The following is a 25,281-nucleotide window of genomic DNA, read 5'->3' as shown; positions in this document are numbered from 1 at the left end:
TTTGCTCCTATAACGATCTGCCCGATGCCGACGACCTTCCACGAGATTCCCCGTGAGCGCCCGCTGACGCCCCTTCTAGACCGCGCCAATACGCCGGACGAGCTGCGTCGCCTGGGTGAGGCTGAGCTGGAAACCCTGGCCGACGAGCTACGCCAGTACCTGCTGTATACAGTCGGGCAAACGGGTGGGCATTTCGGCGCGGGCCTCGGTGTGATCGAGCTAACCGTGGCGCTGCATTATGTCTTCGATACGCCGGACGACCGACTGGTGTGGGACGTTGGTCACCAGGCCTACCCGCACAAGATCCTCACCGGCCGCCGCGAGCAGATGGGCAGCCTGCGCCAGAAGGACGGCATCGCCGCCTTCCCACGCCGCTCGGAAAGTGAATACGACACCTTCGGCGTCGGCCACTCCAGCACCAGCATCAGCGCGGCGCTCGGCATGGCCATTGCGGCGCGCATGCAGGGCAGCAAGCGCAAATCGGTCGCGGTGATCGGTGATGGTGCGCTGACCGCAGGCATGGCCTTCGAGGCGCTGAATCACGCCAGCGACGTCAAAGCCAATATGCTGGTGGTACTTAACGACAACGATATGTCGATCTCGAAAAATGTCGGTGGCCTCTCCACCTACCTGGCCAAGATCCTCTCCAGCCGCACCTACGCCAACATGCGTGAAGGCAGTAAGAAAGTGCTGTCCAAGCTGCCCGGTGCCTGGGAAATAGCCCGTAAAACCGAAGAGCACGCCAAAGGCATGCTGGTCTCCGGCACCCTGTTCGAAGAGCTCGGCTGGAACTACATCGGCCCCATCGACGGCCACGACCTGCCCAGCCTGCTCGCCACCCTGCGCAACATGCGCGACCTCGACGGCCCGCAGTTCCTGCATGTAGTGACCAAAAAGGGTAAGGGCTTTGCCCCGGCCGAGGCTGACCCGATTGGCTATCATGCGATCACTAAGCTGGATCCGATTAAACCCGCCGCCAGCATCGAGCCAAAGAAGCCCAGCGGGCCTAAGTACTCCAGCGTATTCGGTCAGTGGCTGTGTGATATGGCCGCGCAGGACCCACGCCTGGTCGGCATCACCCCGGCGATGAAAGAAGGCTCGGACCTGGTGGCGTTCAGCGAGCGTTATCCCGAGCGCTACTTCGACGTGGCCATCGCTGAACAGCACGCGGTAACCCTGGCTGCTGGTATGGCCTGCGACGGGGTTAAGCCGGTGGTGGCGATTTATTCGACCTTCCTTCAGCGCGCTTATGACCAGCTGATCCATGACGTCGCCGTGCAAAACCTCGACGTGCTGTTCGCCATTGACCGCGCCGGCCTGGTTGGCGAAGACGGCCCGACCCACGCCGGCAGCTTCGACATTGCCTACCTGCGCTGCATCCCCGGCATGCTGGTGATGACGCCGAGCGATGAAAACGAACTGCGCCGCATGCTCACCACCGGTCATCTGTTCAACGGTCCGGCAGCGGTCCGCTACCCGCGCGGCACCGGCCCCAATGCGACCATCGAGCCGGGCCTTGAACCCCTGGAGATCGGCAAAGGCATCATCCGTCGCCGGGGCACTCAAGCGACCCTGCTGGTTTTCGGCGTGCAGTTGGCCGAAGCGCTCAAGGTCGGTGAAGCGCTCAACGCCACAGTCGTGGACATGCGCTTCGTCAAACCGCTGGATGAAGCCCTGGTACGTGAAATGGCCGCCAACCATGAACTGCTGGTAACGATTGAAGAAAACAGCGTGATGGGCGGTGCCGGCAGTGCGGTCAGCGAGTTCCTTGCCCGCGAGAACATCCTCAAGCCGCTGCTGCATCTGGGTCTACCTGACTACTATGTCGAGCACGCCAAGCCCACACAGATGCTCGCCGAATGCGGGCTAGACGCCGCGGGTATCGAAGCGGCTATACGCGCCCGCCGCGCCCTACTTTCTGTATGAACACCGCTCATCCAGCGCTGAACTTAGCTTGCTTGTAATTCACTCAACCGCGCATTAAGGTGCGCGGCGCTTTACTTCCGCCAAGGTGCGCCCTTCTTATTGAAGCGGCGTTAAACGGGAAGCCGGTGCGCTCATGACGAGCCATCCCGGCGCTGCCCCCGCAACGGTAATCGACCGCAGAGCTAATCTGCACGTCGCCTCAAAGGCCACTGGAGTCATCCGGAAAGGCGAGGCAACTTAGGTCGAGAGCCCGGAGACCGGCCTTGTTGGATGTGACTGGTGTTGCGGAGGGCATCACCGTCAAGCTCAGGCTGCGTTTGCGCGCCCGTTCTTGCACCTGCCCTCCTCAAAAGTCTTCCGACCTTTTGAGGATTCTTAGATGAAATTGTCCCGTCTTGCCCTGGCTGTGGCGCTTACGCCCGGCCTTGCCTCAGCTGCCACTGATGCCAGCAGGTATGAATTGCCGCCGCTGGTGATCACCCGCGCCACTCCGCTAAAAGCACCTGCACCGGCCAGTGTTAAGGTCATCGATCGCAAACAAATCGAAGAAACTGCTGCGTCATCACTTCTTGATGTGCTGCGCGCTCAAGCTGGCGTACAGATACGCGACACCATCGGCGACGGCAACCGAGCCGCTCTAAGTTTGCGCGGCTTTGGTGAGAACGCGGCGAACAACACATTGGTGCTGGTTGATGGGCGTCGCCTCAACCAACCATCTCAGGCGGCGCCAGACTTTAACAGCGTGCCACTGGCCAATATTGAGCGCATCGAGATCATTCGCGGTGCGGGCACTGTGCTCTATGGCGACCAGGCCGTCGGCGGGGTGATCAACATCATCACCCGCACCCCATTAAACAACGAAGCCTATATCGAAAGTAGCATCGGCAGTCACGATCTCGAAGCGTACCGTGGCCACATCAGCCAGCAGCTGGGTGCCGGCTTCTCGGTGTATGCCAGCGGCGAAACCCGCAACACCGACAACTACCGCGACCACAACAACGCCAACTACAGCAATGCCTTCGCCCGCCTACGCTATGACCATGACAACGGCCATGCCTTGTACGAATACCAGACAGTGGATGATGAACTGCTGTTTCCGAACAGCCTGGATCTTGCCCAACGTCGCGCGGATCGTAAGCAAAGCACCTCTCAAAGCTGGAATGACAGCAAAACCCAGGTTCACCGCTTTGCTCTTGAACAACAGCTAAGCGATATCTGGTCCACTAATCTCGACTACAGCGACAGTGATCAAGACGGTGTGGGGAGTTTTGGCCCAGGCTCGGAGTTCGTTCAAGGCACACGCATCGAGACATTCAGCCCACGCCTGACGGCACGCTTTGAATCACCCCTGGGTTATGCCGAGTGGTTGCTTGGTCATGACCACATCACCAGTAACTACGAATATAAGGCCAGCTGGGGCAATACCGTCGCGCAACAGACACAACGCGACTGGTATACCCAACTCAGCCAGAACCTCGGCCATGATCTGACGCTGACCTTGGGTTATCGCAACAGCGAAGCCGACGACAACAACAAATCTAAACAACTCAAGCATCGCGATAGCGAAGACAGCACCAGCATCGGCTTGAGCTGGCAAGCCAACCAACAGACCCGCCTGTTTATCAAGCGAGAGGATGTATTGCGCTGGGCCAACGTTAACGACAATGCCTCTACCTTGCCCGATGTCGTCTTTCTTAAGCCACAAACCGGTGAGTCGTGGGAAAGCGGTATCGAGTGGCAGGATGGCGTACAGCGCTACCAAGCGACGTTCTATCGAATGGATCTAAAAAATGAGCTGATATACGACTCAATAATTGCAAACCCCAAAAGCTTTTTTGGCGGTCGCGGCGCGAACATAAATCTTGAGAAAACCCGCCGCGACGGACTGCTATTGGAAGCAGAGCGTCAACTAAGTGAACGTTTGAGCATCGGCGGCCAATACAGCTTTACCGATGCTAACTACCGCGCCGGCAGTTTCAAAGGTAACGACGTGCCCTGGGTTGCTCCGCATAGCGCCAGCACTCACCTGAGCTATGAAATCCTGCCAGGTCTGAAAAGCTATGTGGAAGCGGTGTATACCGGGAATCGCTACTACTCCGGTGATGATGCCAACAGCCAGCAAAAAGCAGGTAGTTACACCCTTCTCAACGCAGCGCTCAGCTACGACTACAAGCAGTTCAGCAGCAAGCTGCGGGTTAATAACCTCACCGGTAAGCAATATGATGCCTTTGGCTCAATCAGCAGCCGCTACTCGGCTCCTGAAGAACAGGTACAACTAAGCGCTGGCTATCGCTTCTAAACATGCAGCACCTACAAGAAGGCCGCACATTTGCGCGGCCTTCTTGATTTAACGACTCAATCGGCCTCAGCCAACTGGTCACACAATTTTTCCAGCGCACCCAGCATCTGAAAACTCGGTCGCTCCAGGCCATCATCAGGCACCAGCCACAGCTGCTCACGCTCAACCGCTGCCACACCCGGCCAGATACGCCAGGCATCTAGTTGCCCCTGGGTACTGGTCAAAATAACCTCGGGGTTACGCGCAAGCACCGCTTCCACGCTGACCTGCGGGGCCGGCAAGGTCAGTTCGGCAAAGATATTCTCGGCGCCGCAAACACGCAGAGCGTCGCTGATGATCTGCTGGCCGCCGAGGGTGTACAGCGGCACATCCCAGACTTGATAGAACACCTGCAACGGCTGTTCACGCTGGTAGCGCTGGCTCAGGCGTTGCAGGCCCTTATTGAATTGCTGCCGCAAGCGCTTGCCTTGCTCGGCACGCCCAATACGTGAGCCGATCTCGGCAAACTGTACGGCCAGATCAGCCAGCTTGCGCGGTTCGACAAGCATTATAGGAATACCAAGACGTTGCAGTTGCTGGCGCTGTGCGCTGCTGATGCTGTCCGGCCATAGCAACACGAGATCAGGCTGCAGGCTGAGCAGACTTTCCAACTCAAGCTGGCCAAAATTGCCAACCGAAGGCAGATGTTCCACGGCCACTGGACGCTCACCGGCATCAAGTAGACCGACCAGCAGATCGCCAGCCTCTAGCTCCAGCATAATTTCGGTGAGGGACGGCGCCAGAGTCACCACGCGCTCGGCAGCTGCGGCCGGCCAAATCAGCAGCGCCAACAGGCCCACAACAAGCGCACGCATTAACCGAGCTGGCGAGGGATGCGGTAGAGGTAGAGCATGACGATGCTGGAAATCGCCAGGAGAACAAGCGGAATCGCTTCCAGGCCTGCAAACAGCGCAACAGCAGCCATCCAGGCCGGCAGGGAGGCACCGAGAAACCCAAGGCGGCGCACCCGCGCCAGCTCAAGCCAGGCGTCATGTTCAGCCGGAGTATCTAGGGCTTTTTCAGTGGCCACCAGAGCGCGTTTGTAGCCACTGAACAGCGGCAGGCTGACAAACATTGAGGCCAGGCCCGCGATAAACAGCGGCATGGTCAACAAGCCCGTCTGCTGGCCCTCACCAAACAACAGGTTGAGCACAAACAGCGGCAACAGCGCCACGGCCAGCTGCCGCCACCATTCCAGCGCTAGGCGCCGACGCACTTCGCTGCGTTTCACAGGCTTTCCTCAACCTCACCCTGGTGCAGGCTTCCGAGCATATGCCCGAGCTTACCGGCCTTGGTCGCGAGGTACTTTTTGTTGTGCGGGTTGTGGTCGATCTGCAGCGGCACTCGGGTCGCTACATTGATACCCATATCGCCCAGCGCTTTGACCTTACGCGGGTTATTGGTCATCAATTTGAGCTGGCTGACACCCAGGTGATCGAGCATCGGCAGGCAGATCGCGTAGTCACGCTGATCGGCGCCGAAGCCCAGGCGTTCGTTGGCTTCTACCGTATCGGCACCGCCGTCCTGCAACTCATAGGCGCGGATCTTGTTGAGTAGACCGATGCCACGGCCTTCCTGACGTAGATAGAGCAGAACGCCGCGGCCTTCATTAGCAATCGCGCGCAGCGCTGCTTCGAGCTGAAAACCACAATCGCAGCGCAGGCTGAACAAGGCATCGCCGGTCAGGCACTCGGAGTGCAAACGGCCCAGCACGGGAGCGCCGTCGGCTATTTCACCAAAGGTTAGGGCAACGTGTTCCTTGCCGGTGGCCTCTTCGAGGAAGCCATGCATAGTGAATAGGCCAAAGGGCGTAGGCAACTGGGAGGCGGCGACAAACACGACGGACACCGGATGCTCCTAAAAGAAATGGGCAGGAATAATAAGGGTGGCATTGTAACAGCAGGCCCCAGCAGCCGGTCAGCCTGAATTACTGATGATAAGGATCGAGCGGCCTAGAATTTGTTTCCGATCTTGCGAGCTAGAGTCATGCAATACCGATGGCGGCGCCGCAAGAACGGGCGAGGACGGACTGGGCTCGCACTCGAGTGTACTGCTGTAAATGAGCGATCTGCGCCTGCTTTTAACGCCGCAGGGCCGACGTGCAACAGACCGTAAACAGGCTCTTAGTACTTGGACTCCAGCACCAGCACATCCTGCTCAACCTTCCAGCCGACTCGGCTGAGGAAGCTCATACCGAGCAAGGCTTCGCGCGGCGAGCTACCTTCTAGCACCACGGCGTCGACCCCCAGCACCTCCAGTTCGCCGATCTTGACCCGGTCCAGCGTCACGCGCCAACCACGAGCGGTGCCGCTGGCGGTGCTGACCTGCAAGGGCGACCCGACAACCCGGTAATCGATGCCAAGGCGGCGCGCATGCTCATCGTTTAACGCCACCGAGGTGGCGCCGGTATCCACCAGAAACTGGATGGACTGACTATTGACTGAGCCCGCTACCCAGTAATGCCCACCAATACCTTTGGCAACGCTGAGTTGCTTTTTCTGCGCCTCGGCAAAGCCATCGCTGTACTCACGGCTCAAGCTGTAGCTGCGCTCCACACCGTCGACACGCAAGACTGCGCCACGGCTATCAGCACTGATCACCTGCACACCACGCGGGCCAACCTGCCCCACTTTGACCAATTTACGCTGGCCCTCAACATTCAGCACCGCTGCACCTGGGAACAGACCCACGACCCTCACTTGAGTGGCAGCCATAGCCCACCAGCTCAACAGCAAAGAGACGCTTAACAGGATTAGTTTCAGGGCATGCATGGACTGTCTCGCACAGGTTAGTCAAATGGATACGGTTGCTGCCAGCGCTGGAAAATCGGCCGCAAACTACCATCCGCTATCAGCTTTTCCATACGCGTGTCGTACAGCTCGGCGAGGATATGACCGCGCGGAGTTTCGGCAAAGCCTAGGTAGATCGGCAGCTTGATCAGCGGGGTGACGCGGTATCGAGCAGGCTGGTTCGCCGCGCGCAATAAATCCTCGACCTCGGTCAGGGCGTCCAGATAGTAATCCGCGCGCCCTACTTCTAGCATATCGAGGACGCCGTCACGCCGCAGCACTTCGCGGTACTGCTGCAAATTTGGCAAATAATGCTGGTATTCATAACCACGCATCCACGCCAGGCGGAACTCGCCGAGTGAGCCAAGAGTAGGAACAGGTTTATCCAACAAGCTAAGCGCGACAATTTGGTCGATGTCGTAGTGCCGGCGTGGATAGAAAACGCCCCGTGCCACTTCATTGAGGTAGGAGCCAGCCCAGGCATCAGCAGCACCGCGCTGCACCAAACCAATCGAACGCGTGTAAGGCACGCTCTGAATGCTTATCTGCACGCCGACCGGCTCATAGACTGCGCGAAAAATATCCCAGGCCAAGCCGCTACCGTCAGCATGGGTATAGCCTTCCCAAGCCTCGCTAGCGATGCGAATTTGAGTGGGCGGTGCAGCACAAACCAACGCACTGGCAACGCTCATTAGCACACACAGCAACCACCGAGAACAGCGGCCCATTAGCGACTCCTTTCTGATTACCAACCCAGCGTGGCGGACAGTCCGTTAGCCCAACCCCAGACGATCAGTTGAAGTGCCATCCAGGCGAACACTCCCGCAAGCACATCATCAAGCATGATGCCGACACCACCATGCACGTGCCGATCGATCCAGCGAATCGGCCAAGGCTTGAGGATGTCGAACACACGGAACAATAGAAAGCCTAACAGTAGCCAGCCCCAACCTTCTGGTACTAACCAGAGGGTTATCCACATGCCGACCATTTCGTCCCAGACGATGCCTTCATGGTCATGCACGCGCAGATCGTCGGCCACCTTGCCGCACAGCCAGAAGCCAAACAGCATGGTGATGCCGAGCATCAGCCAGTAGCCCCAATCCGGCAACAACTGAAACAAAGGGATAAACGGCAGTGCCACTAGCGAGCCCCAGGTACCCGGGGCTTTCGGCAAGGTGCCGGAGCCAAAACCGAAGGCCAGAAAGTGCCAGGGATTACGCCATACCGAAGGCGGTACGAACTCAGCGGGAACTTGGTTGGGATGATCAGTCACGGGCACTTCCAAAATGTTGATAGCCGCTATGGGGCTGCTGAACGGGCTGACCGTGCACGTTCAGCAGGGTAACGCCCTGACCGACCGCAACCCGGCCAATTACCTGCACCGGCAACCCGGCCTGCTGTAACTCAGGTAAATAGTGCGCCGGCAAGGTAAAGGCCAAGCGGTAATCGTCGCCGCCACTCAATCCGCACTGACGCGCCGCCAACTCCCCAGCAAAGGCTAGTAAGGCTGCGGACAGTGGCACCTGCGCCTGCTCGATAATTAACGCCACGCCAGAGGCCGCCGCAATATGCCCACAATCCGCCAGCAGGCCATCGGAGATATCCAGGGCTGCGCTGGCCTTGCCGCGCAGAGCCTGGCCCAATTCAAGCTGCGGCATGGGTGACCAGTAACGCGCCAGTAGCGCATCGGCCACTGCAGGCTCAGCTTGCTGCTGGCCCAGCACCAGCGGCAAAGCGCCGGCGGCATCGCCCAGGTCACCGCCGACACAGAGCAGATCACCGACCTGCGCCCCCTTGCGGGTAAGCGCCATGCCTGTCGGCACTCGGCCGAAAACAGTCAAGGTGAGGCTCAAGGGACCGCGAGTGGTGTCGCCGCCAATCAGACGAATCATGCAGCGCTGCGCCATCTGATCCAAACCACGGGCAAAAGCCTGCAGCCAGTCTGGATGTGCGCAGGGCAAGGTTAAGGCCAGAGTAAAGCCAATAGGCGTCGCGCCCATCGCGGCTAAATCACTGATCGAGACACCCAGCGCACGCTGGCCGAGCAGATAAGGATCAGGTGATGGAGGAAAGTGCACCCCGCTAACCAGGGTGTCAGTGGAGATTGCCAGCTGCTCACCAGCCGGCAATTCCAACAGGGCACAGTCGTCGCCGATACCCAATGCCACGCCTTCGCCAGCCTGCGCACAGGACGCAGCGGCGAAGTAATGACGGATCAGCTCAAACTCACCCAAGGCAGGCAAGCCCGATCAACGTCTGTTAGCGCGAACTTCGTCCGCACGCAGGCGCGGAGCCAGCTTATCCAGCACGCCGTTGACGAACTTATGTCCGTCGGTTGCGCCAAACACCTTAGCCAGCTCGATGCCTTCGTTGATCACCACACGATAGGGAATATCGATGCGATTCTTCAATTCGTATGTCGACAGACGCAGGATGGACAGCTCGACCGGGTCGATTTCATCCAGCGGACGATCCAGCAGGGACTCAAAGGCACCGTCTATCTCGCTCTTCTGCCGCGGCACGCCGTGCAGAATCTCGTGGAAGTAAGCACCGTCTACTGCCGTGAAATCGTTATCAACTCGGAACTGCGCTTCGATCTCGTTCAGCTGCTGACCCGCCATGTGCCAGGAGTACAGTGCCTGCATGGCCAAGGTGCGCGCCTGACGGCGCGCGAGGGTTTTAGTACTGGGGCCTTTTTTCGGCGCTTGTGGCGACTGCCCGTTACCGTCGGTCTGGCTCACTTGGCCTCCAACTGCGCCAGCAGGCTGACCATCTCCAGGGCAGACAATGCAGCTTCTGCACCCTTGTTGCCGGCCTTGGTGCCGGAACGCTCAATGGCTTGCTCAATGGAGTCGACGGTCAGTACGCCGAAGGCAACTGGCACGCCGAACTCCATAGATACCTGGGCCAGGCCCTTGGTGCATTCGCCCGCTACGTATTCAAAGTGCGGGGTACCGCCACGGATGACGGCGCCGAGGGCGATGATCGCGTCGAAATCGCCACGCTGAGCGACTTTTTGTGCGACCAGTGGAATTTCGAAGGCACCCGGCGCGCGGATGATGGTGATGTCGTCTTCCTTCACACCATGGCGTACCAAGGCGTCAACTGCGCCGCTTACCAGGCTTTCGACAACGAAGCTGTTAAAGCGGCCGACGACCAGGGCGAACTTGCCTTGCGGGGCGATGAAAGTACCTTCGATGGTCTTCAGGGTCATGGAACAATTCTCATATAGCGTTAAAGAGCCGGTGGCAAAAAATGACGGCCCACCGGTAGAGCGCGTAACGAGCACGGGACAAACCAGTTGAAAACAGGCGAGTTGGCGGCGCTTACTGACGTAAATGAGCAAGCCGAACCTGTTTTCAACCCAGTATGTCCAAGCGCAGCAGCGCGGCGGTCTTACTCAGCGGGCAGGTATTCTACAACTTCCAGGTCAAAGCCGGATATCGCATTGAACTTCATCGGTGAACTCATCAGGCGCATCTTGCGCACGCCGAGGTCACGCAGAATCTGCGAGCCCGCACCGACGGTGCTGTAGGTGGTCGGGTTGGCAACTTTCGCCTCACCGCCCAGCTGGCGCTCCAAATGCGCGAGCAGGTCCGGGCCGGTCAGCGGATTACCCAACAGCAGCACTACGCCGCTGCCATCCTTGGCGACTTCGGCCATTGCAGCACGCAGGCTCCAACGCCCTGGCTGGTTAACCATAAACAGGTCACGCAGCGGATCCATGTTGTGCACGCGCACCAGCGTTGGCTCTTCGGCGCAGATTTCGCCGAGGGTCAACGCCATGTGTACGTCGTTCTCCACCGAGTCGCTGTAGGTCACCAGGTTGAACTGACCCAACTCGCTGTCGAGCACCTGCTCGCTAACACGCTCAACCGTGCGTTCATGCATCAAACGGTAGTGAATCAGGTCAGCGATGGTGCCGATTTTGATGCCGTGGTGCTTGGCGAACTCTTCAAGCTCAGGGCGACGCGACATAGTGCCGTCGTCGTTCATGATCTCGCAGATCACCCCGCTCGGCTCAAAACCGCCCATCCGCGCTAGGTCGCAAGCCGCCTCGGTATGCCCGGCACGCGCCAGCACGCCGCCGGCTTGCGCCATCAGCGGGAAGATATGACCGGGGCTGACAATGTCGTCGGCCTGGGCATTCTTCGCCGCAGCAGCTTGTACGGTACAGGCGCGATCAGCGGCTGAAATCCCGGTGGTCACACCCACAGCAGCTTCGATGGAGACGGTAAACTTGGTGCCAAAACCGGAACCGTTACGCGGCGCCATCAGCGGCAGCTTGAGGGTTTCGCAGCGCTCGCGGGTCATTGGCATGCAGATCAGACCACGAGCGAAGCGCGCCATAAAGTTGATGTGCTCGGCGGTGACGCACTCGGAGGCGATGATCAGGTCGCCTTCGTTCTCGCGGTCTTCATCATCCATAAGGATGACCATCTTGCCGGCACGGATATCTTCGACCAGTTCTTCAATACTGTTAAGAGCCATACGAGCGATTCCTTATTTGTTCAGGTAGCCGTGTTCGGCGAGAAAACTTACGGTCATGCCCGAGGCAGCGGGCTCGGCAGCCTTGTCACCGAGCAACAGACGCTCCAGGTAACGGGCCAGCAGGTCCACTTCGAGATTGACCTGACGGCCAGGGCGGTAGTCAATCATGATGGTCTCGGCCAAGGTATGCGGCACGATAGTCAGCTCGAACTCAGCACCGTTGACCGAGTTAACCGTCAGGCTGGTGCCATCGACGGTGATCGAGCCTTTGTGGGCGATGTACTTGGCCAACTCACGCGGGGCGCGGATGGTGAACTGCCAAGCACGGGCATTTTCCGCCATCGAGACGATCTCGCCGACGCCGTCAATATGCCCGCTGACCAGGTGGCCACCTAGACGGCTGGTGGGTGTCAGGGCCTTTTCCAGGTTGACCTTACTGCCAGCCTTGAAATCGATAAACGCGGTACGCGCCAAGGTCTCACGGCTGACATCAGCCCAAAAGCCGTCGCCCGGCAGTTCAACCGCCGTCAGGCACACGCCGTTTACCGCAATACTGTCACCCAGTTTGACGTCGCCCAGATCGAGCTTGCCGGTTTCCACATACACCCGCACATCGCCACCCTTAGGCGTTAGCGCACGGATACTGCCAATGGCTTCGATTATGCCGGTAAACATGCCACCCCCTGTTTAGCGCCCACGGCACAGCACTGGCGGAGAACGCCAGATACGCGCGGCACGAAATAAAAATCAGACATCTAGACCAACTCCTGTTTTATAAAAAAACAGGGCGTGTTTGATCGATAGGGATTTCAAGACGCACCTAAATGCGCCTTATTGAGGCAATCCCGCTCTCTCTTTATCCGGACTTTAACCGTCGGCCCCGGAATCACACCGGGTCTGCTGACCTTGTCCTCGGGCTTACACCGCCTTGGACAAGCGCTCGCGGGCTAGACACTTTGCGCGTCATTACCGCCGGTGGGGAATTACACCCCGCCCTGAGAACGTTACGACCACCTGCGTAGCCGAGACGCGTTTTACCATAAATAGCCGCTGCTCTGCATCGGCAACCGACAGTCTGAATGACCTGCCATGGCGAACTGGCAGCCGATCACTCTGCCGGCTGCGGCACGGCGATAATGCGCCAGTCATCTCCAACCGCGCGCATTTCGACAATTTTCAGCGCCGGCGCATCGGCCATCCGCGCTAACGGCAGGTCAAGCAGCGGCCGCGCACTGGAGCCGAGCAGTTTGGGCGCGACGAACAGCTGGTACTCATCCACCAGCCCCAAGCGGGCAAACGCCCCGGCCAGACGCGGACCGGCTTCAACCAACACCTCGTTAGCACCCCGTGCGGCCAGCTCAACCAGTAGTTTGCGCAGGTCAACATGCCCGTTACTGCCCGGCACGGCCAATAGTTCGTGTCCATCGTCGAGATAGCGATCACGGGCAGACGCCGCCGCACAGGTCGCCACCATGGCCGCACCGACCTGGAAAAACGGCACGCTCAAGGGTACCCGCAGACGCCCATCAACCAGTACCCGCAGCGGTGGCCGCGCCTGCGCCAAGGCGGTCAGTTCGGCGCCCAGGCCCAACTCATCGGGGCGCACGGTCAAGCGAGCATCATCAGCCAGCACCGTATCGGCACCGGTGAGTACCACGCTGGAGCGGGCGCGCAGGCGCTGTACCGCCGCCCGCGCTGCAGGGCCGGTAATCCACTGGCTCTCGCCGCTGGCCATGGCCGTACGCCCGTCCAGACTCATCGCCAGCTTGACCCGTACAAATGGCAGGCCCTTCTCCATACGCTTGATAAAACCGGCATTCAATGCACGCGCCTCTGCCTCGAGCACACCGCTTTGCACCGCGATACCGGCATGCATCAAACGCAGCAGCCCATTACCACCAACCTGTGGATTGGGGTCCTGCATGGCTGCGACGACGCGGGCAATACCGGCGTTGACCAATGCATCGGCACAGGGCGGCGTGCGCCCGTGATGGCTGCAGGGCTCAAGGGTGACGTAGGCCGTCGCGCCAAGGGCTTGATCGCCGGCCTGACGTAGCGCATTCACCTCGGCATGGGGCTCACCGGCACGGGCATGCCAGCCTTCACCCACAATGCGTCCATCACTGACGATCACACAGCCGACACGAGGATTAGGGTGGGTGGAGTACAGGCCTTTACGGGCCAGCTCCAGTGCACGAGCCATAAAGGCGTGATCGGAATTCATCATCAACCTTTGATGGGCTCGCGGGATAGACGGTCGATTTCCTCGCGGAACTCGTTGAGGTCTTGAAAACGTTTGTACACCGAGGCGAAGCGGATATAGGCCACTTCATCGAGCTTCTGCAGCTCGCCCATCACCAGCTCACCGAGCACCAGCGACTTGATCTCACGCTCACCGGTGGCACGCAGCTTGTGTTTGATATGGGCGATGGCCGCTTCTAGACGCTCGATACTGACGGGGCGCTTTTCCAGCGCGCGCTGCATGCCGGCACGCAGCTTGTCTTCATCGAACGGCTGACGGCTGCCGTCCTGCTTAATCAGACGCGGCATCACCAGCTCGGCGGTTTCAAAGGTAGTAAAGCGCTCTTCACAGGCCACGCATTCACGCCGTCGACGTACCTGCCCGCCCTCGGCAACCAGCCGTGAGTCGATCACCTTGGTGTCATTGGCAGCGCAAAAAGGGCAGTGCATAAATAAAGCCAGCCTTAGAACGAAAGCACCATGGTAGCGCATCCCTCTGGCAAGACAAACCGAGGGCTTTGCGGTATACAGGCGCCCACCCAAACCAGCGGAGTTGATGCCCTCGATGAAAAACCGTACGCCGCTGCAATCGCTGATCTCATTGAGCCTGGTAGCGCTCCTGGCGGCCTGCACCCGCGATGGTCCACCCGCCACGACGACCACACCACCTCAAGCCCAGGCAGCAAAAGCGCCGCTACCCGCCTATCAGCGCGAGCTGAGTGGCAGCCTGCTGAATGTGCCAAGCGGCGCAGATGTCGAGCTCGCCCTGCTCGCGGTTGATCAGCGCGGCAACCCACAAGCCCTCCTGGGCAATATCCAGCTGCGCGGTACCGGCAAGCCGCTGGCGTTTCGCCTGCCATTCAACCCAGACACCTTCAGCAAGCACTCGCGCATCGAGTTGCATGGCCGCGCCAATCAGGCCGGCCGGCTGATTCTGCGCTTGCCCGCGCAGCCGATTGCCGGCGGCGACACCCAGGCCCTCGGTGAATTGCGCCTGGTGCCCGCACCATGAGAGCGCCCACCGCCTTACAGGCCGCTCTCAGCGAACTGCTCGGTGACGCCCAGCTCAGCGCGGAAACTCTGCCCGGCACGGACCTCAAACTCTGGCTGATCGATGCGGAAAATATGAACCGCGCCTTCAGCCCCGAAGAAACCCGGCGCATCCTCGAAGAGCCGCCCTACTGGTGTTTCTGCTGGGCCAGCGGCCTGGTGCTGGCACGCTGGCTGGCCGAACACCCCGAGTGGGTGCGCGGCAAGCGCGTACTGGATTTCGGTACCGGCTCCGGCGTGGCGGCCATTGCCGCCGCCAAAGCTGGTGCACTGGAAGTGGTGGCCTGCGACCTCGACCCATTGGCCATCGACGCCTGCCGAGCCAACGCGGCATTGAATGATGTAGAACTCGGTTACTCGGCGGATTTCTTTCAAGAGGCTGATCGTTTCGACCTGATCATCGTCGCCGACGTGCTGTATGACCGCGCCAACCTGCCGCTGCTCGACCAGTTCCTCAGTCGCGGCCGTCAGGCGCTGGTGGCCGACTCACGGGTACGCGACTTCCAGCACCCGCTGTATCAGCGCCTTGGCATACTCGAGGCGTGCACATGGCCGGACCTGGCCGAGCCGGCGGAGTTTCGCCACGTCAGCCTGTACCACGCGCAGCGCGATTGAATCGCCCCTTGCATACTGCGCGCCGCGCCCGCATTTATAGCCCATTGCATTTCAGCCGAGACCGACCATGAGCGACTCCCCTTATATTTTTGATATCGCAGGCAGCGCCAGCTTCGAACAGTTGGTCATCGAAAACTCCTTCCAGCAACCCGTCCTGGTGGATTTTTGGGCTGAATGGTGTGCGCCCTGCAAAGCATTGATGCCACTGCTGGCGAAGATCACCGAGGAGTATCAGGGCGAGCTGCTGCTGGCCAAGGTCAACTGCGACATCGAGCAAGATATCGTCGCCCGCTTTGGCATTCGCAGCCTGCCTACCGTGGTGTTGTTCAAAGAGGGTAAACCGGTCGATGGTTTTACCGGGGCGCAGCCCGAATCGGCGATTCGCGAGATGCTCAAGCCCCATGTGGCCGAGCCTGCACCCGCGGCAGCCGACCCGATGGAAGCCGCGCAAGCGCTGTTCAGCGAAGGGCGTTTTGCCGATGCCGAAGCCGTACTCAAGGTGCTGCTGACGGAGAATAATGAACACGCCGCGGCGCTCATTCTCTACGCTCGCTGCCTGGCCGAACGCGGAGAACTAGACGAAGCCGAAACCGTGTTGAGCGCAGTCAAAGGCGATGAACACAAACAAGCCCTGGCCGGCGCCCGCGCGCAGCTGACCTTTCTGCGCCAGGCCAGCGAACTGCCCGACGTGGCCACCCTGAAAACCCGCCTAGGGCAAAACGCTGAAGATGATGAAGCCTGCTATCAACTGGCTGTGCAGCAGTTGGCGCGCCAGCATTACGAGCCCGCATTAGATGCCCTGCTCGCGCTGTTTATCCGCAACCGTAACTACACCGACGGCCTGCCGCACAAAACGCTGCTGCAAGTCTTCGACCTGCTCGGCAATGACCACCCACTGGTCACGGCCTACCGGCGCAAGCTGTATCAAGCGATTTACTAAACCCTGTCTGCCGTTCGGTGCGAATCTCGCGGCTAAAACCCCTCCCACGAGCACAGTGAACTCCGGGGGAAGAGCTTTAGCCGCACAAGCAAGACGATTACTCTCCGCCAATCCAGTGATAAATGGGCGCATCGGCGCCCGCCTCCACTCGCACCTGCGCGCAATGACGCAGGCGCACCAACAGCCGCTTGCCTGCTGCCTCACCGCCTGCCAGCCCCGCCAGTTGCCCAAGCAAGTGTGGCCCTTCGAGCTGCCCGGCCTCACGCAATAACGCCAGCGTGGTCTGCCACAGCGCGTCGCTGGTCACGGCTGCGGCAGCCGCTACCGGCGCAGTCGGCACTTCCAGGGTCACATGTTGAGCCAGTTGCGCCCAATCCTGCGCATCCAGCTCAACCGTCAGGTCCACCGGCCACGCGCCGATCTGCCCACGAATTCGCACCATCACCCTGCCCCTCTACTGATCAGCCGCCATGCTCCCACGCCACAGCGAGGACGCCAAGGAAGACTGGTCACGCACCCCAAAAAGTTGTTATAACGTAACAACTAATTATTTCGAACCGGAGACCTTCATGCGCCGCCTGCTACTTGCCCTGCCTTTTGCCCTGCTGCCTCTTGCCATTAGCGCTGCCGAACACAGCCATGAGCACGACGAACACCAGCACGAGCATGCCGAACACGGCAGCCTGGACGCCCACGCGCACGGCGCCGCGCAACTCAACGTAGTGCTCGACGGCCATGTGCTAGAGCTACAACTGGAAAGCCCGGCCATGAACCTAGTGGGCTTCGAACATAATGCCGAGACGGATGCGGACAAAGCCAAGGTCGCCGCTGCTCGTAGCCAGCTGGAACAGCCAACGCTGCTGTTCGGCGTGAATACAGGCGACTGCAGCCTCAGCCAAACGGAGCTGCAAAGCCCGCTGTTTGCTGGACATGCTGAATCCCACGAGCATGAGAACGCTCACAGTGACATCGACGCGCACTACACCCTCGACTGCCAGGCACCCGACCAGCTCAAGCAACTTGATCTGACCGAGCTGTTCAAGCGCTTCCCCGCCACCCAAAAAATTCAGGTACAACTGATCGGCCCGAATGGTCAGCAAGGGTTAGAACTAACCCCCGCGCAGCCGACTCTGAGTTTCTAATCACCTCTTTTGCAGCAGAACGGCCGGAGCAACCCGGCCGCTTATTTTATGAGCACAGCCCTGATCCAACTGTCTAACCTCGGCTTTGCCTGGCCCGGCCAGCCCGAGCTGCTGGACATCGATACATTTAGCCTGCAACACGGCGAAAGCCTGTTTCTCAAAGGCCCCAGCGGCAGCGGCAAGACCACCCTGCTGGGTCTGCTCGGCGGGGTGCAGAAGCCCAATCGCGGCAGCATCCGACTGCTCGATCAGGACTTGAGCACACTGTCCGCTGGTGCCCGCGACCGCTTTCGCGTCGATCACACCGGCTATATCTTCCAGCAGTTCAACCTGCTGCCGTTTCTCTCAGTGCGCGAAAACGTCGAGCTGCCCTGCCACTTCTCCAAACTGCGCGCCAGCCGCGCCGTGCAGCGCCATGGCAGCGTGGCCAAGGCCACCAGCGCCCTGCTCGCCCACCTCGGCTTACACCAGCCTGAGCTGCTGCAGCGCCGCGCCGGTGACCTGTCGATTGGGCAGCAGCAGCGCGTCGCTGCCGCCCGCGCGTTGATCGGCCAGCCGGAACTGGTAATTGCTGACGAACCCACCTCGGCGCTGGATGCCGATGCCCGCGAAGCCTTTCTCGAGCTGCTATTCGCCGAATGCCGTGCCGCCGGCTCCAGCCTGCTGTTTGTCAGTCACGATCAAAGCCTGGCGCGATTGTTCGACCGCAGCCTGTCGCTCGTTGAACTGAACCGCGCTAGCTACTTGGAAGAGGTTTAAGCATGTACCTACTGCGCCTTGCCCTGGCCAGCCTGAATAACCGCCGCTTTACCGCATTGCTCACCGTATTCGCCATCGCGTTGTCTGTGTGTTTATTGTTGGCTGTTGAGCGGGTGCGCACGGAAGCCCGCGCCAGCTTTGCCAATACCATCAGCGGCACCGATCTGATCGTCGGCGCACGCTCGGGCAGCGTCAACTTGCTGCTGTACTCGGTGTTCCGCATCGGCAATGCCACCAACAATATCCGTTGGGACAGCTTCGAGCACCTAGCCGAGCACCGCCAGGTGAAGTGGGCCATCCCGATCTCCCTCGGCGACTCACACCGTGGCTACCGGGTGATGGGCACCAGCACAGCGTACTTCGAGCACTACCGCTATGCGCGCAATCAAACCTTGCAACTGAGCAGCGGCCGCGCCTTTACCGATGACCCGTTCGAAGTGGTGCTCGGCGCGGAAGTAGCCCAGGCGCTTGACTACCAGCTCGACCAAGAGCTGGTGCTGGCCCACGGTGTGGCCACCATCAGCCTGGTCAAACATGACGACAAACCGTTCAAGGTGGTCGGCATACTTAAACGCACCGGCACTCCGGTGGATCGCACCCTGCATATTTCCCTAGCCGGCATGGAAGCCCTGCATGTCGACTGGCAGAACGGTATGCCGGCACGCGGCGCGGCCAAGGTCAGCGCCGAACAGGCACGCGCCATGGAGCTACAGCCCAAGCAGATCACTGCCGTGCTGCTTGGTTTGAATAGTAAAATCGCCACCTTCAGCCTGCAGCGGGAGATCAACGAGTTTCGCGGCGAGCCGCTGCTGGCGATTCTGCCTGGCGTGGCGCTGCAGGAATTGTGGAGTCTGATGGGGACCGCCGAAAAAGCGCTGTTCGTGGTCTCGTTATTCGTTGTGCTGACCGGGCTGATCGGCATGCTTACCGCGATTCTCACCAGCCTTAACGAACGTAGGCGGGAAATGGCGATTCTGCGCTCGGTCGGTGCTCGGCCTTGGCATATCGCCAGCCTGCTGATTGTTGAAGCCTTTGCCCTGGCCCTGGCTGGTGTAGTGCTCGGTTTACTGCTGCTGTACCTCAGCATTGCCGGAGCACAAGGCTATGTGCAGGCGAATTACGGCCTGTACCTGCCACTGAATCTACCAACCCGCTATGAGTGGACGCTGCTCGGCGCTATCCTCAGCGCCGCCCTGTTGATGGGCTGTGTACCGGCCTGGCGCGCCTACCGCCAATCCCTGGCCGATGGCTTATCGATCCGTTTATGAGGTTTTTGCATGCACCGCTCCCTGTTCGCCACCCTGTTGTTCACCCTGGCCCTGCCACTGGCGGCTGCCGAGGTGCGCGAGCTGACGTGGTCAGAGCTGATTCCGCCCGATGCGCCGCCGCAAGTCACGCAACCGACGCCCATGCATGACCTCTCGCAGCTGGCCGACGCCCTGGCAGAGTCCGGTCCCGCCAGCCAGCAACAGTCGCCGGCTGCCCCAGTGGTACAGGCGCTGAATGGCCAAGCGGTAAAACTGCCCGGCTATATCGTGCCGCTGGATGTCACCGAGGAAGGCCGGGTAACTGAGTTTCTCTTGGTACCTTACTTCGGCGCGTGCATCCACGTACCGCCACCTCCGTCGAACCAGATCGTGCATGTCACTACTGAGCTGGGCGTATTGATGGATGCGCTGTATCAGCCATTCTGGATCGAAGGCCCGCTCAAGGTCGAGCAAACCAGCAGCGAACTGGCCGAAGCGGGTTATCAGATGCAGGCCGAGAAGATTTACGCCTACGAGCTGCCAGATAGTTGAGCCACGCGCTAACACCGAGGCCGTTCACCTCAGCCAGGTGAACGGCTTTTTTTGTAGCCGGAGAACATCCGGGGCAACGACATGGCCCTCGGAGTGCATCCGGGCTACCGATGATTAAGCGCTGTAATTAGTGACGGCTGGCCACACGCTTTTCCCGCTCGAAGCTCAACTCACTTTCCGCCCAGTTCCGCCAGCTGCGCACTTTGCTGCGCTCGGCGCCGGCTCGTTCAGCCATGGCCAGGGCATCCAGCCCCGCCTGCCAGCGTGCCTGTTCCATCTCCAACTGGGCCAGATTCATCCAGTGCTTGGCACTGCCCGAACGCTCGGCTAGCTCACGGAAAATCTGCGCAGCCTTACTGCGCTCGCGCGCCTGCCACCAGAGCAGCGCTAGGCGCTCTTCGCGAGCGGCGGTACGCGGCAGTAAGCCTTGATCGAGCATGCCGGCCAACAGCGTGGCACCTTGCCAGGGTTGCTCGGCCGCGCCGGCCAGCAACACCAGGTTATCCAACTCTCGTTCATCGAAGCGCACCCCCTTCTGGTAGGCGGCGCGCAAGGTCGCCAGGGACTTAGCGTGATTACCGCTGAGCTGCTGCAACGCCGCCAACTGACGCCAGCCCTGGGCATTATTCGGCTGACGCACCAACAGTTGCCGCTGCCAGCGTTCGGCGGCGGTATATTTTTTCAGGTCGGCATTCGTTGCCACCAGAAACTGCAACCAGCTATCGGCGGCCTGCGGATTGGTCTGCACGTAACGTTCAGCTAGGGGCAACGCCTTGGCCGGATGGCCGAGGCCTTGATAGGCCTGCACCAGCATTTGCAGCACCTCTTCACCGGCCTTCGCCTGCGCCGGCGAGAGCAGGGTTACAACGCGGGCATAACGCTGCTCGACTAGGTTGAGGCGAGCCAGATTGAGCGCCTCTGCAGCCTGCAACTCAGTGTCCAACTTGCCACTTTTTAGCACTTTCTCCAGCAGTAGGATGGCTTGAGCATTATTGCCTTCGGCCCAGGCAAGATAGCCGCGGCTGCGCCACAGCAGCGCTTCTTCCAGGCTGCCCGGCTGACCGCTGGCGGTATCCAAGGCCCGTCGCGCGGCGGCGTAGTCACCCTTCTTCTGTGCGGTCTGCGCCGTATCCAAAGCGCGAAACACACCCGGGTCAACACGCTGCCCAGCGGCTTGTGCGAGACCTGCGCCAAACAGTGCGATCAGCAACACGAGACGATACATATCAGCGACCTCCTTCCAGACGGAAGTACAGGGTTTTCACCGCCTCACGCGCCACCGCTAGACCACCCTCGGTGCGCGGTGCAAAACGCCAGCGCACGGCAGCGCGGCGCGCGTCACGCTCGAAGACGTTCTTAGGGCTGGCGTCGGTAACGCGTACGTTCTCTACTGCACCCGCACGGTTAATGGTGAACGCTAGTTTCACGTGGCCTTCGATGCCGCGCTGCAAGGCATAGCGTGGGTAATTAGGGCTGACATCGTTAAGCGGCATCACTTCACTTTCCGGGCCGCCCGGCTGACCACCCACATCGCTGGAGGCAGGCGTGCCGGGCGTCGCCACGCTCGGCGCCGAGGCACCCGCGGCCAGGCCACTCAAACTCGGCGTCGGCGCACTGCTCACAGCAACCCCCACGCTCAGGCTCGGCACCGGCAAATCCAGTGCGGGTAGGTTAGCGCTCGGGGTGGCCGTCATCGGCGCCTGTGCTGTTGGCGGCGGTGGCGTTTGTGCTTGCGGTGGCTGCGGCGCCTGCTGGCGGGTGCGCGTCGCAGTATCGCTAGCCTTACCGTCCAAACGCACAAAATTGGCCACCGTCAGCGGCTCGTCACTCGGCTTACTAGCCGGCGGCGCGACCATATAAAGCATCAGACCGAACAGCGCCAACGCCATCACACAGGCCGCCGCAAACGACAGGGGCAAGCGCATCAACGCGCTCCTGCCGTGGCCGCCAGCGCAACATCCTGCACGCCGGCCAGGCGCGCCTGATCCATTACCTGCACCACCAGTCCGGTACGGGCATCTTGGTCGGCCTGCACCACCACGGCGCCATCGGGTTGATCGACACGCATACGCTCGACATGGGCGCGTACGCTGCGGACATCGACCACTTTTTTGTCCATCCACACCTGCCCATCGGCAGTGATGGCGATGAGGATGTTGCCTTTGTCCTGCGGGCTGGCGGTTTCCGCCTGTGGCCGCTGCACTTCGACACCGGCTTCCTTGATAAAGGAGCTGGTGACGATAAAGAAGATCAGCATGATAAAGACCACGTCGAGCATCGGCGTCAGGTCGATGCCGGTGTCTTCGTCTTGCTGGTGGTGACGGCGCATTCTCATGTGTTGAATCTCAGTCGTGACGCAGCTGGTCAGCCAGCCGCTCTAGAGCCCGGCGCGCATCACGTTCGAGACGCGCCAAGCTGAACAATCCACTAATCGCCAGCACCATGCCGGCCATGGTCGGCAGGGTCGCCTGCCAAACGCCAGCGGCCATGCCGCGCGGGTTACCGGTGCCGTTGATGGCCAATACGTCAAACACCGCCACCATGCCGCTCACCGTGCCGAGCAAGCCGAGCAGCGGATACATCGCCACCAGGGTCTTGCTCAGGCGCAACGGCCCGAGCAAATGCTGTTGCGCCTGCGCCAACCAGGCGCTGCGCACCGCGCGTTGCCAGTTGCCGGTGTCGTCGCTCAATACCTGCTGCCAGGCTTGGCGACGCTCTTTCACCCACTCTGGGAACACGCGGCGCATGTACCAGAAACGCTCAAATACCAAGGTCCAGAACACCACGCACAGACCCGCCAGCGCCCACATCACCACGCCACCGGCGCTCATGAAATCGAGCAAGGCATGGCTGCTGTCAACCAGGCGCAACCATAGCGCCAGCCAATCAGTCACGGCGCGGGGCTCCCGACAGATGCAGGGCGATCAGCCCGGCGCTCTGCTGTTCGAGCAGCTGGATCAGGCCTTTACTGCGACTGGCCAGCAGGGTGTGCAGGAACAGCAGCGGAATCGCTACGACCAGGCCCAGCACGGTAGTGACCAACGCTTGCGAGATACCATCCGCCATCAGCCGTGAATCGCCGCCACCGCCTTGGGTAATCGCTTGGAAGGTGACGATCATGCCGGTCACGGTACCGAGCAGCCCCAGCAGCGGCGCTACGGCGCACAGCAGCTTGAGCAGGCCCTGGCCTTTTTCCAGCGGCGGGGTTTCCAGCAGGATGGCTTCGTCGAGCTTCAGCTCCAGGGTTTCCAGGTCCGACAATTGCGGTTTAGGCCCCAGCACGCCGATGATCCGGCCCAGCGGGTTGTCCGCACGCGGCGCGCTGAGGTCATGCATCTGCGCGCTGACGCCACGCCCCGCACGGGTCAGAAAGACCATGCGCCAGATCGCCAGCAGCAGACCAAACAGGCCCAGGGCGAGGATCACCCAGCCGACCAGACCACCCTGTTGCACGCGATCCCACAACCCAGGCTGACGCTGCAACTGCGCCAGCAATGTGCCGCGGCTCGGGTCGATCGGCAGGCTGGCAACTGCTTCGCCGCTGCCCAGGTAATCGCCCATTTGACCCAGCCCGGACGGCTGACGCGGCGGAGCAATCAGCTCGCCCGCATCGGCGTCGTAACGCAAGAAAGCATCGGTGCCGTAGGCGGAAAACGTGCCGACGCGCAGCACGCTTTGCAGTGCACGCGTGCCATCAGCAGCAACCACCGGCAACTGCACCTGCTCTACGCGGCCGCTGGCGGTCAGGTCTTCGAGCAGCAGCATCCAATAGCCATCGAGATCGGCGGCGGATGGCAGCGTGCGGCTTTCAGCCAATGCCTTGAGGCTGGCCAGACGCTGCGGGTATTGCGCGTTGAGCAGACTGTCCTGCCACTGCCCGGCGACATCACCGGCGCTTTGGCGAACCACGCCAAATAACTCACCGAGATGGCCGACACGTTGAGTCAGCAGTTTCTCCTGCTCGGCCAACTGACTTTCTTGACGGTCAAACTCAGCCTTTAGCCGCTCGGCTTCGGCCTTCTGTGTGCTCAAGGCGCTACGCGCACCCGCCAATAACTGCGCGCGCTCGCCACGCTCCGCAATAAAGGCCTGCTCACGGATCTGCATGGCCGTAACTTCGGCAGCACGCTCACTGCGAATGCGTTGCAGCAGTTGGTCCGGGCTCAAGGGTTCGGCCGCAACGGCCAGCGCTGGCAGCAGGGCCAGGGTTAGAGCAAGAACACGACGGTTCATGGCTTGGCCTCCAGCGCCAGGGTTTTCACAGGCAGGTCAAGCAAGGCCGGAGCCTGCTCCTGACGGGCAATCGCAATGGCCTGACGCAATGGACGGCGCGCATTGCCATCGAGGATTTGCCAGCTACGGGTTTGCGGGTTCCACCAGCCACTTTCGTGGCCATCGAGGGTTTGGAAATACAGCATGACGCGGCCCAAGCGCAGAAACTCGACACTACGCGAGCTGCCGTCGCTCGGCAGCTCGCCACGCCAGGCCTCCAGAGTGCGACCGTAATCACTTTCCACTTGGTAAGCCTCAAGAATACGTCGGTACTTTTCCGCCAGGCTGACATCGGCACGCGGCAACAAATCCTGTAACTGAGCCAGGCGATCACTGCGCTCATCGGGAAGGAACGGCAGATCAGCGGCGATAAACTCGCCCAGAACCTCAACCATGCGGCGCATCTGTGGCGTGACGGCCTCCTGAGTGCGCTCAATACCATCCAGCTGCTGCTGATAACCCGTCAGCTCTTTACGTTGCGCCGCCACCAGCTCACGCAGCTGTATGTTGTAACTCTGCAGGGCTTCGGCCTGCTGCAGCGCATTACGGTATTCGCTAAGCATGTCCCGACTGGCGTCATCAAGCTGCTCGATACGCGCCTGCGAGGCCTTGGCATCGACCGCTAATTGCTGACTTTCATCCAGCGCGGCATCCAGAGAGCTGGCCGCAAGTGGCGCGCTGGCCAAAACCAGAGCGACTGCCAGCAGACGCTTCGGCAGAGGGGTCATGAGGCATTCCTTGTAAGAGATCATGAGTAAAGAGAAGCATTATCAACTGCATCATATCCTCATGCAACCCACATCAAGCCAATACCCCCGACCAGACAGGCGTAAGCAACGCTTCAACAGCTCAGATAAGAAAATTTAGATAGCTCACTACTTTATTGAGCTGGATCAACAGCCGTTTTTTCTTGCGC

Annotated in this window: 29 protein-coding genes and 2 riboswitches; of the genes, 9 read left to right on the top strand and 20 right to left on the bottom strand. The window is 60.5% G+C overall.

Annotated features, from left to right (window positions below; all coding sequences use genetic code 11):
• Positions 1–24 precede the first annotated feature (24 nt).
• Together dxs and BMZ32_RS14480 are read left to right on the top strand one after the other, a co-directional pair.
• A complete protein-coding gene (gene dxs / locus BMZ32_RS14485) occupies positions 25–1,926 on the top strand; it encodes a 1-deoxy-D-xylulose-5-phosphate synthase (RefSeq protein ID WP_090243195.1) in 1,902 nt (633 codons plus the stop codon).
• A 66-nt stretch (positions 1,927–1,992) separates the two neighbouring features.
• A riboswitch (cobalamin riboswitch) is annotated at positions 1,993–2,206 on the top strand.
• 99 nt (positions 2,207–2,305) lie between these two features.
• Positions 2,306–4,225, top strand: coding sequence for a TonB-dependent receptor family protein (locus BMZ32_RS14480; protein ID WP_090243193.1), 1,920 nt, complete (start codon positions 2,306–2,308; stop codon positions 4,223–4,225).
• A gap of 56 nt (positions 4,226–4,281) precedes the next feature.
• On the opposite strand, the gene BMZ32_RS14475 is transcribed toward BMZ32_RS14480, so the two are convergent.
• The 13 genes from BMZ32_RS14475 to nrdR all read right to left on the bottom strand — a co-directional run bounded on the left by BMZ32_RS14475 (position 4,282) and on the right by nrdR (position 14,238).
• Positions 4,282–5,079, bottom strand: coding sequence for a helical backbone metal receptor (locus BMZ32_RS14475; protein WP_090243191.1), 798 nt, complete (start codon positions 5,077–5,079; stop codon positions 4,282–4,284).
• Entirely contained in the window at positions 5,079–5,495 is a 417-nt protein-coding gene (locus tag BMZ32_RS14470; protein WP_090243190.1) for an MFS transporter, read from the bottom strand. The genes BMZ32_RS14475 and BMZ32_RS14470 overlap by 1 nt, the downstream gene beginning before the upstream one ends.
• Positions 5,492–6,112 carry a GTP cyclohydrolase II gene (gene ribA, locus BMZ32_RS14465; protein ID WP_090243188.1) on the bottom strand — a complete coding sequence of 207 codons (621 nt, stop codon included), beginning with the start codon at positions 6,110–6,112 and terminating at the stop codon, positions 5,492–5,494. Before ribA ends, BMZ32_RS14470 begins: the two co-directional genes overlap by 4 nt.
• A gap of 275 nt (positions 6,113–6,387) precedes the next feature.
• Entirely contained in the window at positions 6,388–7,035 is a 648-nt protein-coding gene (locus BMZ32_RS14460) for a retropepsin-like aspartic protease family protein (RefSeq protein WP_090243186.1), read from the bottom strand.
• A 17-nt stretch (positions 7,036–7,052) separates the two neighbouring features.
• The gene (locus BMZ32_RS14455; RefSeq protein ID WP_244153993.1) at positions 7,053–7,745 is read right to left on the bottom strand and encodes a substrate-binding periplasmic protein; all 693 of its coding nucleotides are present in this window, start codon (positions 7,743–7,745) and stop codon (positions 7,053–7,055) included.
• Positions 7,746–7,798: 53 nt separating this feature from the next.
• Complete coding sequence (locus BMZ32_RS14450; protein ID WP_090243182.1) at positions 7,799–8,329, bottom strand: phosphatidylglycerophosphatase A family protein; 531 nt, start codon at positions 8,327–8,329, stop codon at positions 7,799–7,801.
• A complete protein-coding gene (thiL, locus tag BMZ32_RS14445; RefSeq protein WP_090243877.1) occupies positions 8,322–9,290 on the bottom strand; it encodes a thiamine-phosphate kinase in 969 nt (322 codons plus the stop codon). The genes BMZ32_RS14450 and thiL overlap by 8 nt, the downstream gene beginning before the upstream one ends.
• A 15-nt stretch (positions 9,291–9,305) precedes the next feature.
• A complete protein-coding gene (gene nusB, locus BMZ32_RS14440; protein ID WP_090243181.1) occupies positions 9,306–9,797 on the bottom strand; it encodes a transcription antitermination factor NusB in 492 nt (163 codons plus the stop codon).
• Complete coding sequence (gene ribH / locus BMZ32_RS14435) at positions 9,794–10,270, bottom strand: 6,7-dimethyl-8-ribityllumazine synthase (RefSeq protein ID WP_090243179.1); 477 nt, start codon at positions 10,268–10,270, stop codon at positions 9,794–9,796. Before ribH ends, nusB begins: the two co-directional genes overlap by 4 nt.
• A gap of 182 nt (positions 10,271–10,452) precedes the next feature.
• Positions 10,453–11,547 carry a bifunctional 3,4-dihydroxy-2-butanone-4-phosphate synthase/GTP cyclohydrolase II gene (gene ribBA / locus BMZ32_RS14430; protein ID WP_090243177.1) on the bottom strand — a complete coding sequence of 365 codons (1,095 nt, stop codon included), beginning with the start codon at positions 11,545–11,547 and terminating at the stop codon, positions 10,453–10,455.
• A gap of 12 nt (positions 11,548–11,559) precedes the next feature.
• Positions 11,560–12,222 carry a riboflavin synthase gene (locus tag BMZ32_RS14425; RefSeq protein ID WP_090243175.1) on the bottom strand — a complete coding sequence of 221 codons (663 nt, stop codon included), beginning with the start codon at positions 12,220–12,222 and terminating at the stop codon, positions 11,560–11,562.
• A 168-nt stretch (positions 12,223–12,390) separates the two neighbouring features.
• Positions 12,391–12,554, bottom strand: a riboswitch (FMN riboswitch).
• 101 nt (positions 12,555–12,655) lie between these two features.
• Entirely contained in the window at positions 12,656–13,774 is a 1,119-nt protein-coding gene (gene ribD / locus BMZ32_RS14420; protein ID WP_090243173.1) for a bifunctional diaminohydroxyphosphoribosylaminopyrimidine deaminase/5-amino-6-(5-phosphoribosylamino)uracil reductase RibD, read from the bottom strand.
• Positions 13,774–14,238, bottom strand: coding sequence for a transcriptional regulator NrdR (nrdR, locus tag BMZ32_RS14415; RefSeq protein ID WP_167376767.1), 465 nt, complete (start codon positions 14,236–14,238; stop codon positions 13,774–13,776). The genes ribD and nrdR overlap by 1 nt, the downstream gene beginning before the upstream one ends.
• A 115-nt stretch (positions 14,239–14,353) precedes the next feature.
• On the opposite strand from nrdR, the gene BMZ32_RS14410 reads away from it, so the two are divergent.
• The 3 genes from BMZ32_RS14410 (at position 14,354) to trxA (ending at position 16,393) form a co-directional block, all read left to right on the top strand.
• Positions 14,354–14,800 carry a YbaY family lipoprotein gene (locus BMZ32_RS14410; RefSeq protein WP_090243169.1) on the top strand — a complete coding sequence of 149 codons (447 nt, stop codon included), beginning with the start codon at positions 14,354–14,356 and terminating at the stop codon, positions 14,798–14,800.
• Positions 14,797–15,453, top strand: a complete 657-nt coding sequence (locus tag BMZ32_RS14405; protein ID WP_090243167.1) for a class I SAM-dependent methyltransferase — start codon at positions 14,797–14,799, stop codon at positions 15,451–15,453. The genes BMZ32_RS14410 and BMZ32_RS14405 overlap by 4 nt, the downstream gene beginning before the upstream one ends.
• Before the next feature lie 67 nt (positions 15,454–15,520).
• Positions 15,521–16,393, top strand: a complete 873-nt coding sequence (gene trxA / locus BMZ32_RS14400; RefSeq protein WP_090243165.1) for a thioredoxin — start codon at positions 15,521–15,523, stop codon at positions 16,391–16,393.
• Between the two features lie 97 nt (positions 16,394–16,490).
• On the opposite strand, the gene BMZ32_RS14395 is transcribed toward trxA, so the two are convergent.
• The gene (locus BMZ32_RS14395; protein WP_090243163.1) at positions 16,491–16,835 is read right to left on the bottom strand and encodes a hypothetical protein; all 345 of its coding nucleotides are present in this window, start codon (positions 16,833–16,835) and stop codon (positions 16,491–16,493) included.
• Between the two features lie 127 nt (positions 16,836–16,962).
• Here BMZ32_RS14395 and BMZ32_RS14390 point away from each other — a divergent pair, with 127 nt between their 5' ends.
• From BMZ32_RS14390 to BMZ32_RS14375, 4 genes are read left to right on the top strand one after another with little or no spacing between them, the layout of a single operon-like run.
• Positions 16,963–17,535 carry a DUF2796 domain-containing protein gene (locus BMZ32_RS14390; RefSeq protein WP_090243161.1) on the top strand — a complete coding sequence of 191 codons (573 nt, stop codon included), beginning with the start codon at positions 16,963–16,965 and terminating at the stop codon, positions 17,533–17,535.
• A gap of 48 nt (positions 17,536–17,583) precedes the next feature.
• A complete protein-coding gene (locus tag BMZ32_RS14385) occupies positions 17,584–18,294 on the top strand; it encodes an ABC transporter ATP-binding protein (RefSeq protein WP_090243159.1) in 711 nt (236 codons plus the stop codon).
• Between the two features lie 2 nt (positions 18,295–18,296).
• The gene (locus BMZ32_RS14380) at positions 18,297–19,562 is read left to right on the top strand and encodes an ABC transporter permease (protein WP_090243157.1); all 1,266 of its coding nucleotides are present in this window, start codon (positions 18,297–18,299) and stop codon (positions 19,560–19,562) included.
• A 9-nt stretch (positions 19,563–19,571) separates the two neighbouring features.
• Positions 19,572–20,093 carry a DUF3299 domain-containing protein gene (locus BMZ32_RS14375; RefSeq protein ID WP_090243155.1) on the top strand — a complete coding sequence of 174 codons (522 nt, stop codon included), beginning with the start codon at positions 19,572–19,574 and terminating at the stop codon, positions 20,091–20,093.
• Positions 20,094–20,220: 127 nt separating this feature from the next.
• Here the strand turns inward: BMZ32_RS14375 and BMZ32_RS14370 are convergent, their stop codons facing one another.
• From BMZ32_RS14370 to BMZ32_RS14345, 6 genes are read right to left on the bottom strand one after another with little or no spacing between them, the layout of a single operon-like run.
• Positions 20,221–21,318, bottom strand: a complete 1,098-nt coding sequence (locus BMZ32_RS14370) for a tetratricopeptide repeat protein (RefSeq protein ID WP_090243153.1) — start codon at positions 21,316–21,318, stop codon at positions 20,221–20,223.
• 1 nt (position 21,319) lies between these two features.
• Positions 21,320–22,018: an energy transducer TonB gene (locus BMZ32_RS14365; protein ID WP_090243151.1), complete on the bottom strand. Its 699-nt coding sequence runs from the start codon at positions 22,016–22,018 to the stop codon at positions 21,320–21,322.
• Complete coding sequence (locus tag BMZ32_RS14360; RefSeq protein WP_090243149.1) at positions 22,018–22,428, bottom strand: ExbD/TolR family protein; 411 nt, start codon at positions 22,426–22,428, stop codon at positions 22,018–22,020. The genes BMZ32_RS14365 and BMZ32_RS14360 overlap by 1 nt, the downstream gene beginning before the upstream one ends.
• 10 nt (positions 22,429–22,438) lie before the next feature.
• Positions 22,439–22,987, bottom strand: coding sequence for a MotA/TolQ/ExbB proton channel family protein (locus tag BMZ32_RS14355; protein ID WP_090243147.1), 549 nt, complete (start codon positions 22,985–22,987; stop codon positions 22,439–22,441).
• The gene (locus BMZ32_RS14350; protein ID WP_090243145.1) at positions 22,980–24,326 is read right to left on the bottom strand and encodes a MotA/TolQ/ExbB proton channel family protein; all 1,347 of its coding nucleotides are present in this window, start codon (positions 24,324–24,326) and stop codon (positions 22,980–22,982) included. Before BMZ32_RS14350 ends, BMZ32_RS14355 begins: the two co-directional genes overlap by 8 nt.
• Entirely contained in the window at positions 24,323–25,093 is a 771-nt protein-coding gene (locus tag BMZ32_RS14345) for a DUF3450 domain-containing protein (protein WP_090243143.1), read from the bottom strand. The genes BMZ32_RS14350 and BMZ32_RS14345 overlap by 4 nt, the downstream gene beginning before the upstream one ends.
• Positions 25,094–25,281 lie beyond the last annotated feature (188 nt).

The sequence above is a fragment of the Pseudomonas guineae genome (genome assembly GCF_900113745.1).
Lineage (GTDB): Bacteria > Pseudomonadota > Gammaproteobacteria > Pseudomonadales > Pseudomonadaceae > Aquipseudomonas > Aquipseudomonas guineae.
The sequence above is the reverse complement of the archived record's forward strand: the minus strand, read 5'-3'. Positions and strand labels throughout refer to the sequence as shown.

Coding starts and splice junctions, on each gene's coding strand:
- nrdR (WP_167376767.1), bottom strand. CDS start 14,238: ATGCACTGCCCTTTTTGCGCTGCCAATGACACCAAGGTGATCGACTCA.
- ribD (WP_090243173.1), bottom strand. CDS start 13,774: ATGATGAATTCCGATCACGCCTTTATGGCTCGTGCACTGGAGCTGGCC.
- BMZ32_RS14480 (WP_090243193.1), top strand. CDS start 2,306: ATGAAATTGTCCCGTCTTGCCCTGGCTGTGGCGCTTACGCCCGGCCTT.
- BMZ32_RS14375 (WP_090243155.1), top strand. CDS start 19,572: ATGCACCGCTCCCTGTTCGCCACCCTGTTGTTCACCCTGGCCCTGCCA.
- BMZ32_RS14390 (WP_090243161.1), top strand. CDS start 16,963: ATGCGCCGCCTGCTACTTGCCCTGCCTTTTGCCCTGCTGCCTCTTGCC.
- BMZ32_RS14350 (WP_090243145.1), bottom strand. CDS start 24,326: ATGAACCGTCGTGTTCTTGCTCTAACCCTGGCCCTGCTGCCAGCGCTG.
- BMZ32_RS14455 (WP_244153993.1), bottom strand. CDS start 7,745: ATGAGCGTTGCCAGTGCGTTGGTTTGTGCTGCACCGCCCACTCAAATT.
- trxA (WP_090243165.1), top strand. CDS start 15,521: ATGAGCGACTCCCCTTATATTTTTGATATCGCAGGCAGCGCCAGCTTC.
- BMZ32_RS14425 (WP_090243175.1), bottom strand. CDS start 12,222: ATGTTTACCGGCATAATCGAAGCCATTGGCAGTATCCGTGCGCTAACG.
- BMZ32_RS14370 (WP_090243153.1), bottom strand. CDS start 21,318: ATGTATCGTCTCGTGTTGCTGATCGCACTGTTTGGCGCAGGTCTCGCA.
- BMZ32_RS14365 (WP_090243151.1), bottom strand. CDS start 22,018: ATGCGCTTGCCCCTGTCGTTTGCGGCGGCCTGTGTGATGGCGTTGGCG.
- ribBA (WP_090243177.1), bottom strand. CDS start 11,547: ATGGCTCTTAACAGTATTGAAGAACTGGTCGAAGATATCCGTGCCGGC.
- dxs (WP_090243195.1), top strand. CDS start 25: ATGCCGACGACCTTCCACGAGATTCCCCGTGAGCGCCCGCTGACGCCC.
- BMZ32_RS14385 (WP_090243159.1), top strand. CDS start 17,584: ATGAGCACAGCCCTGATCCAACTGTCTAACCTCGGCTTTGCCTGGCCC.
- BMZ32_RS14405 (WP_090243167.1), top strand. CDS start 14,797: ATGAGAGCGCCCACCGCCTTACAGGCCGCTCTCAGCGAACTGCTCGGT.
- BMZ32_RS14380 (WP_090243157.1), top strand. CDS start 18,297: ATGTACCTACTGCGCCTTGCCCTGGCCAGCCTGAATAACCGCCGCTTT.
- BMZ32_RS14395 (WP_090243163.1), bottom strand. CDS start 16,835: ATGGTGCGAATTCGTGGGCAGATCGGCGCGTGGCCGGTGGACCTGACG.
- BMZ32_RS14345 (WP_090243143.1), bottom strand. CDS start 25,093: ATGACCCCTCTGCCGAAGCGTCTGCTGGCAGTCGCTCTGGTTTTGGCC.
- BMZ32_RS14360 (WP_090243149.1), bottom strand. CDS start 22,428: ATGAGAATGCGCCGTCACCACCAGCAAGACGAAGACACCGGCATCGAC.
- BMZ32_RS14410 (WP_090243169.1), top strand. CDS start 14,354: ATGAAAAACCGTACGCCGCTGCAATCGCTGATCTCATTGAGCCTGGTA.
- ribH (WP_090243179.1), bottom strand. CDS start 10,270: ATGACCCTGAAGACCATCGAAGGTACTTTCATCGCCCCGCAAGGCAAG.
- BMZ32_RS14475 (WP_090243191.1), bottom strand. CDS start 5,079: ATGCGTGCGCTTGTTGTGGGCCTGTTGGCGCTGCTGATTTGGCCGGCC.
- BMZ32_RS14460 (WP_090243186.1), bottom strand. CDS start 7,035: ATGCATGCCCTGAAACTAATCCTGTTAAGCGTCTCTTTGCTGTTGAGC.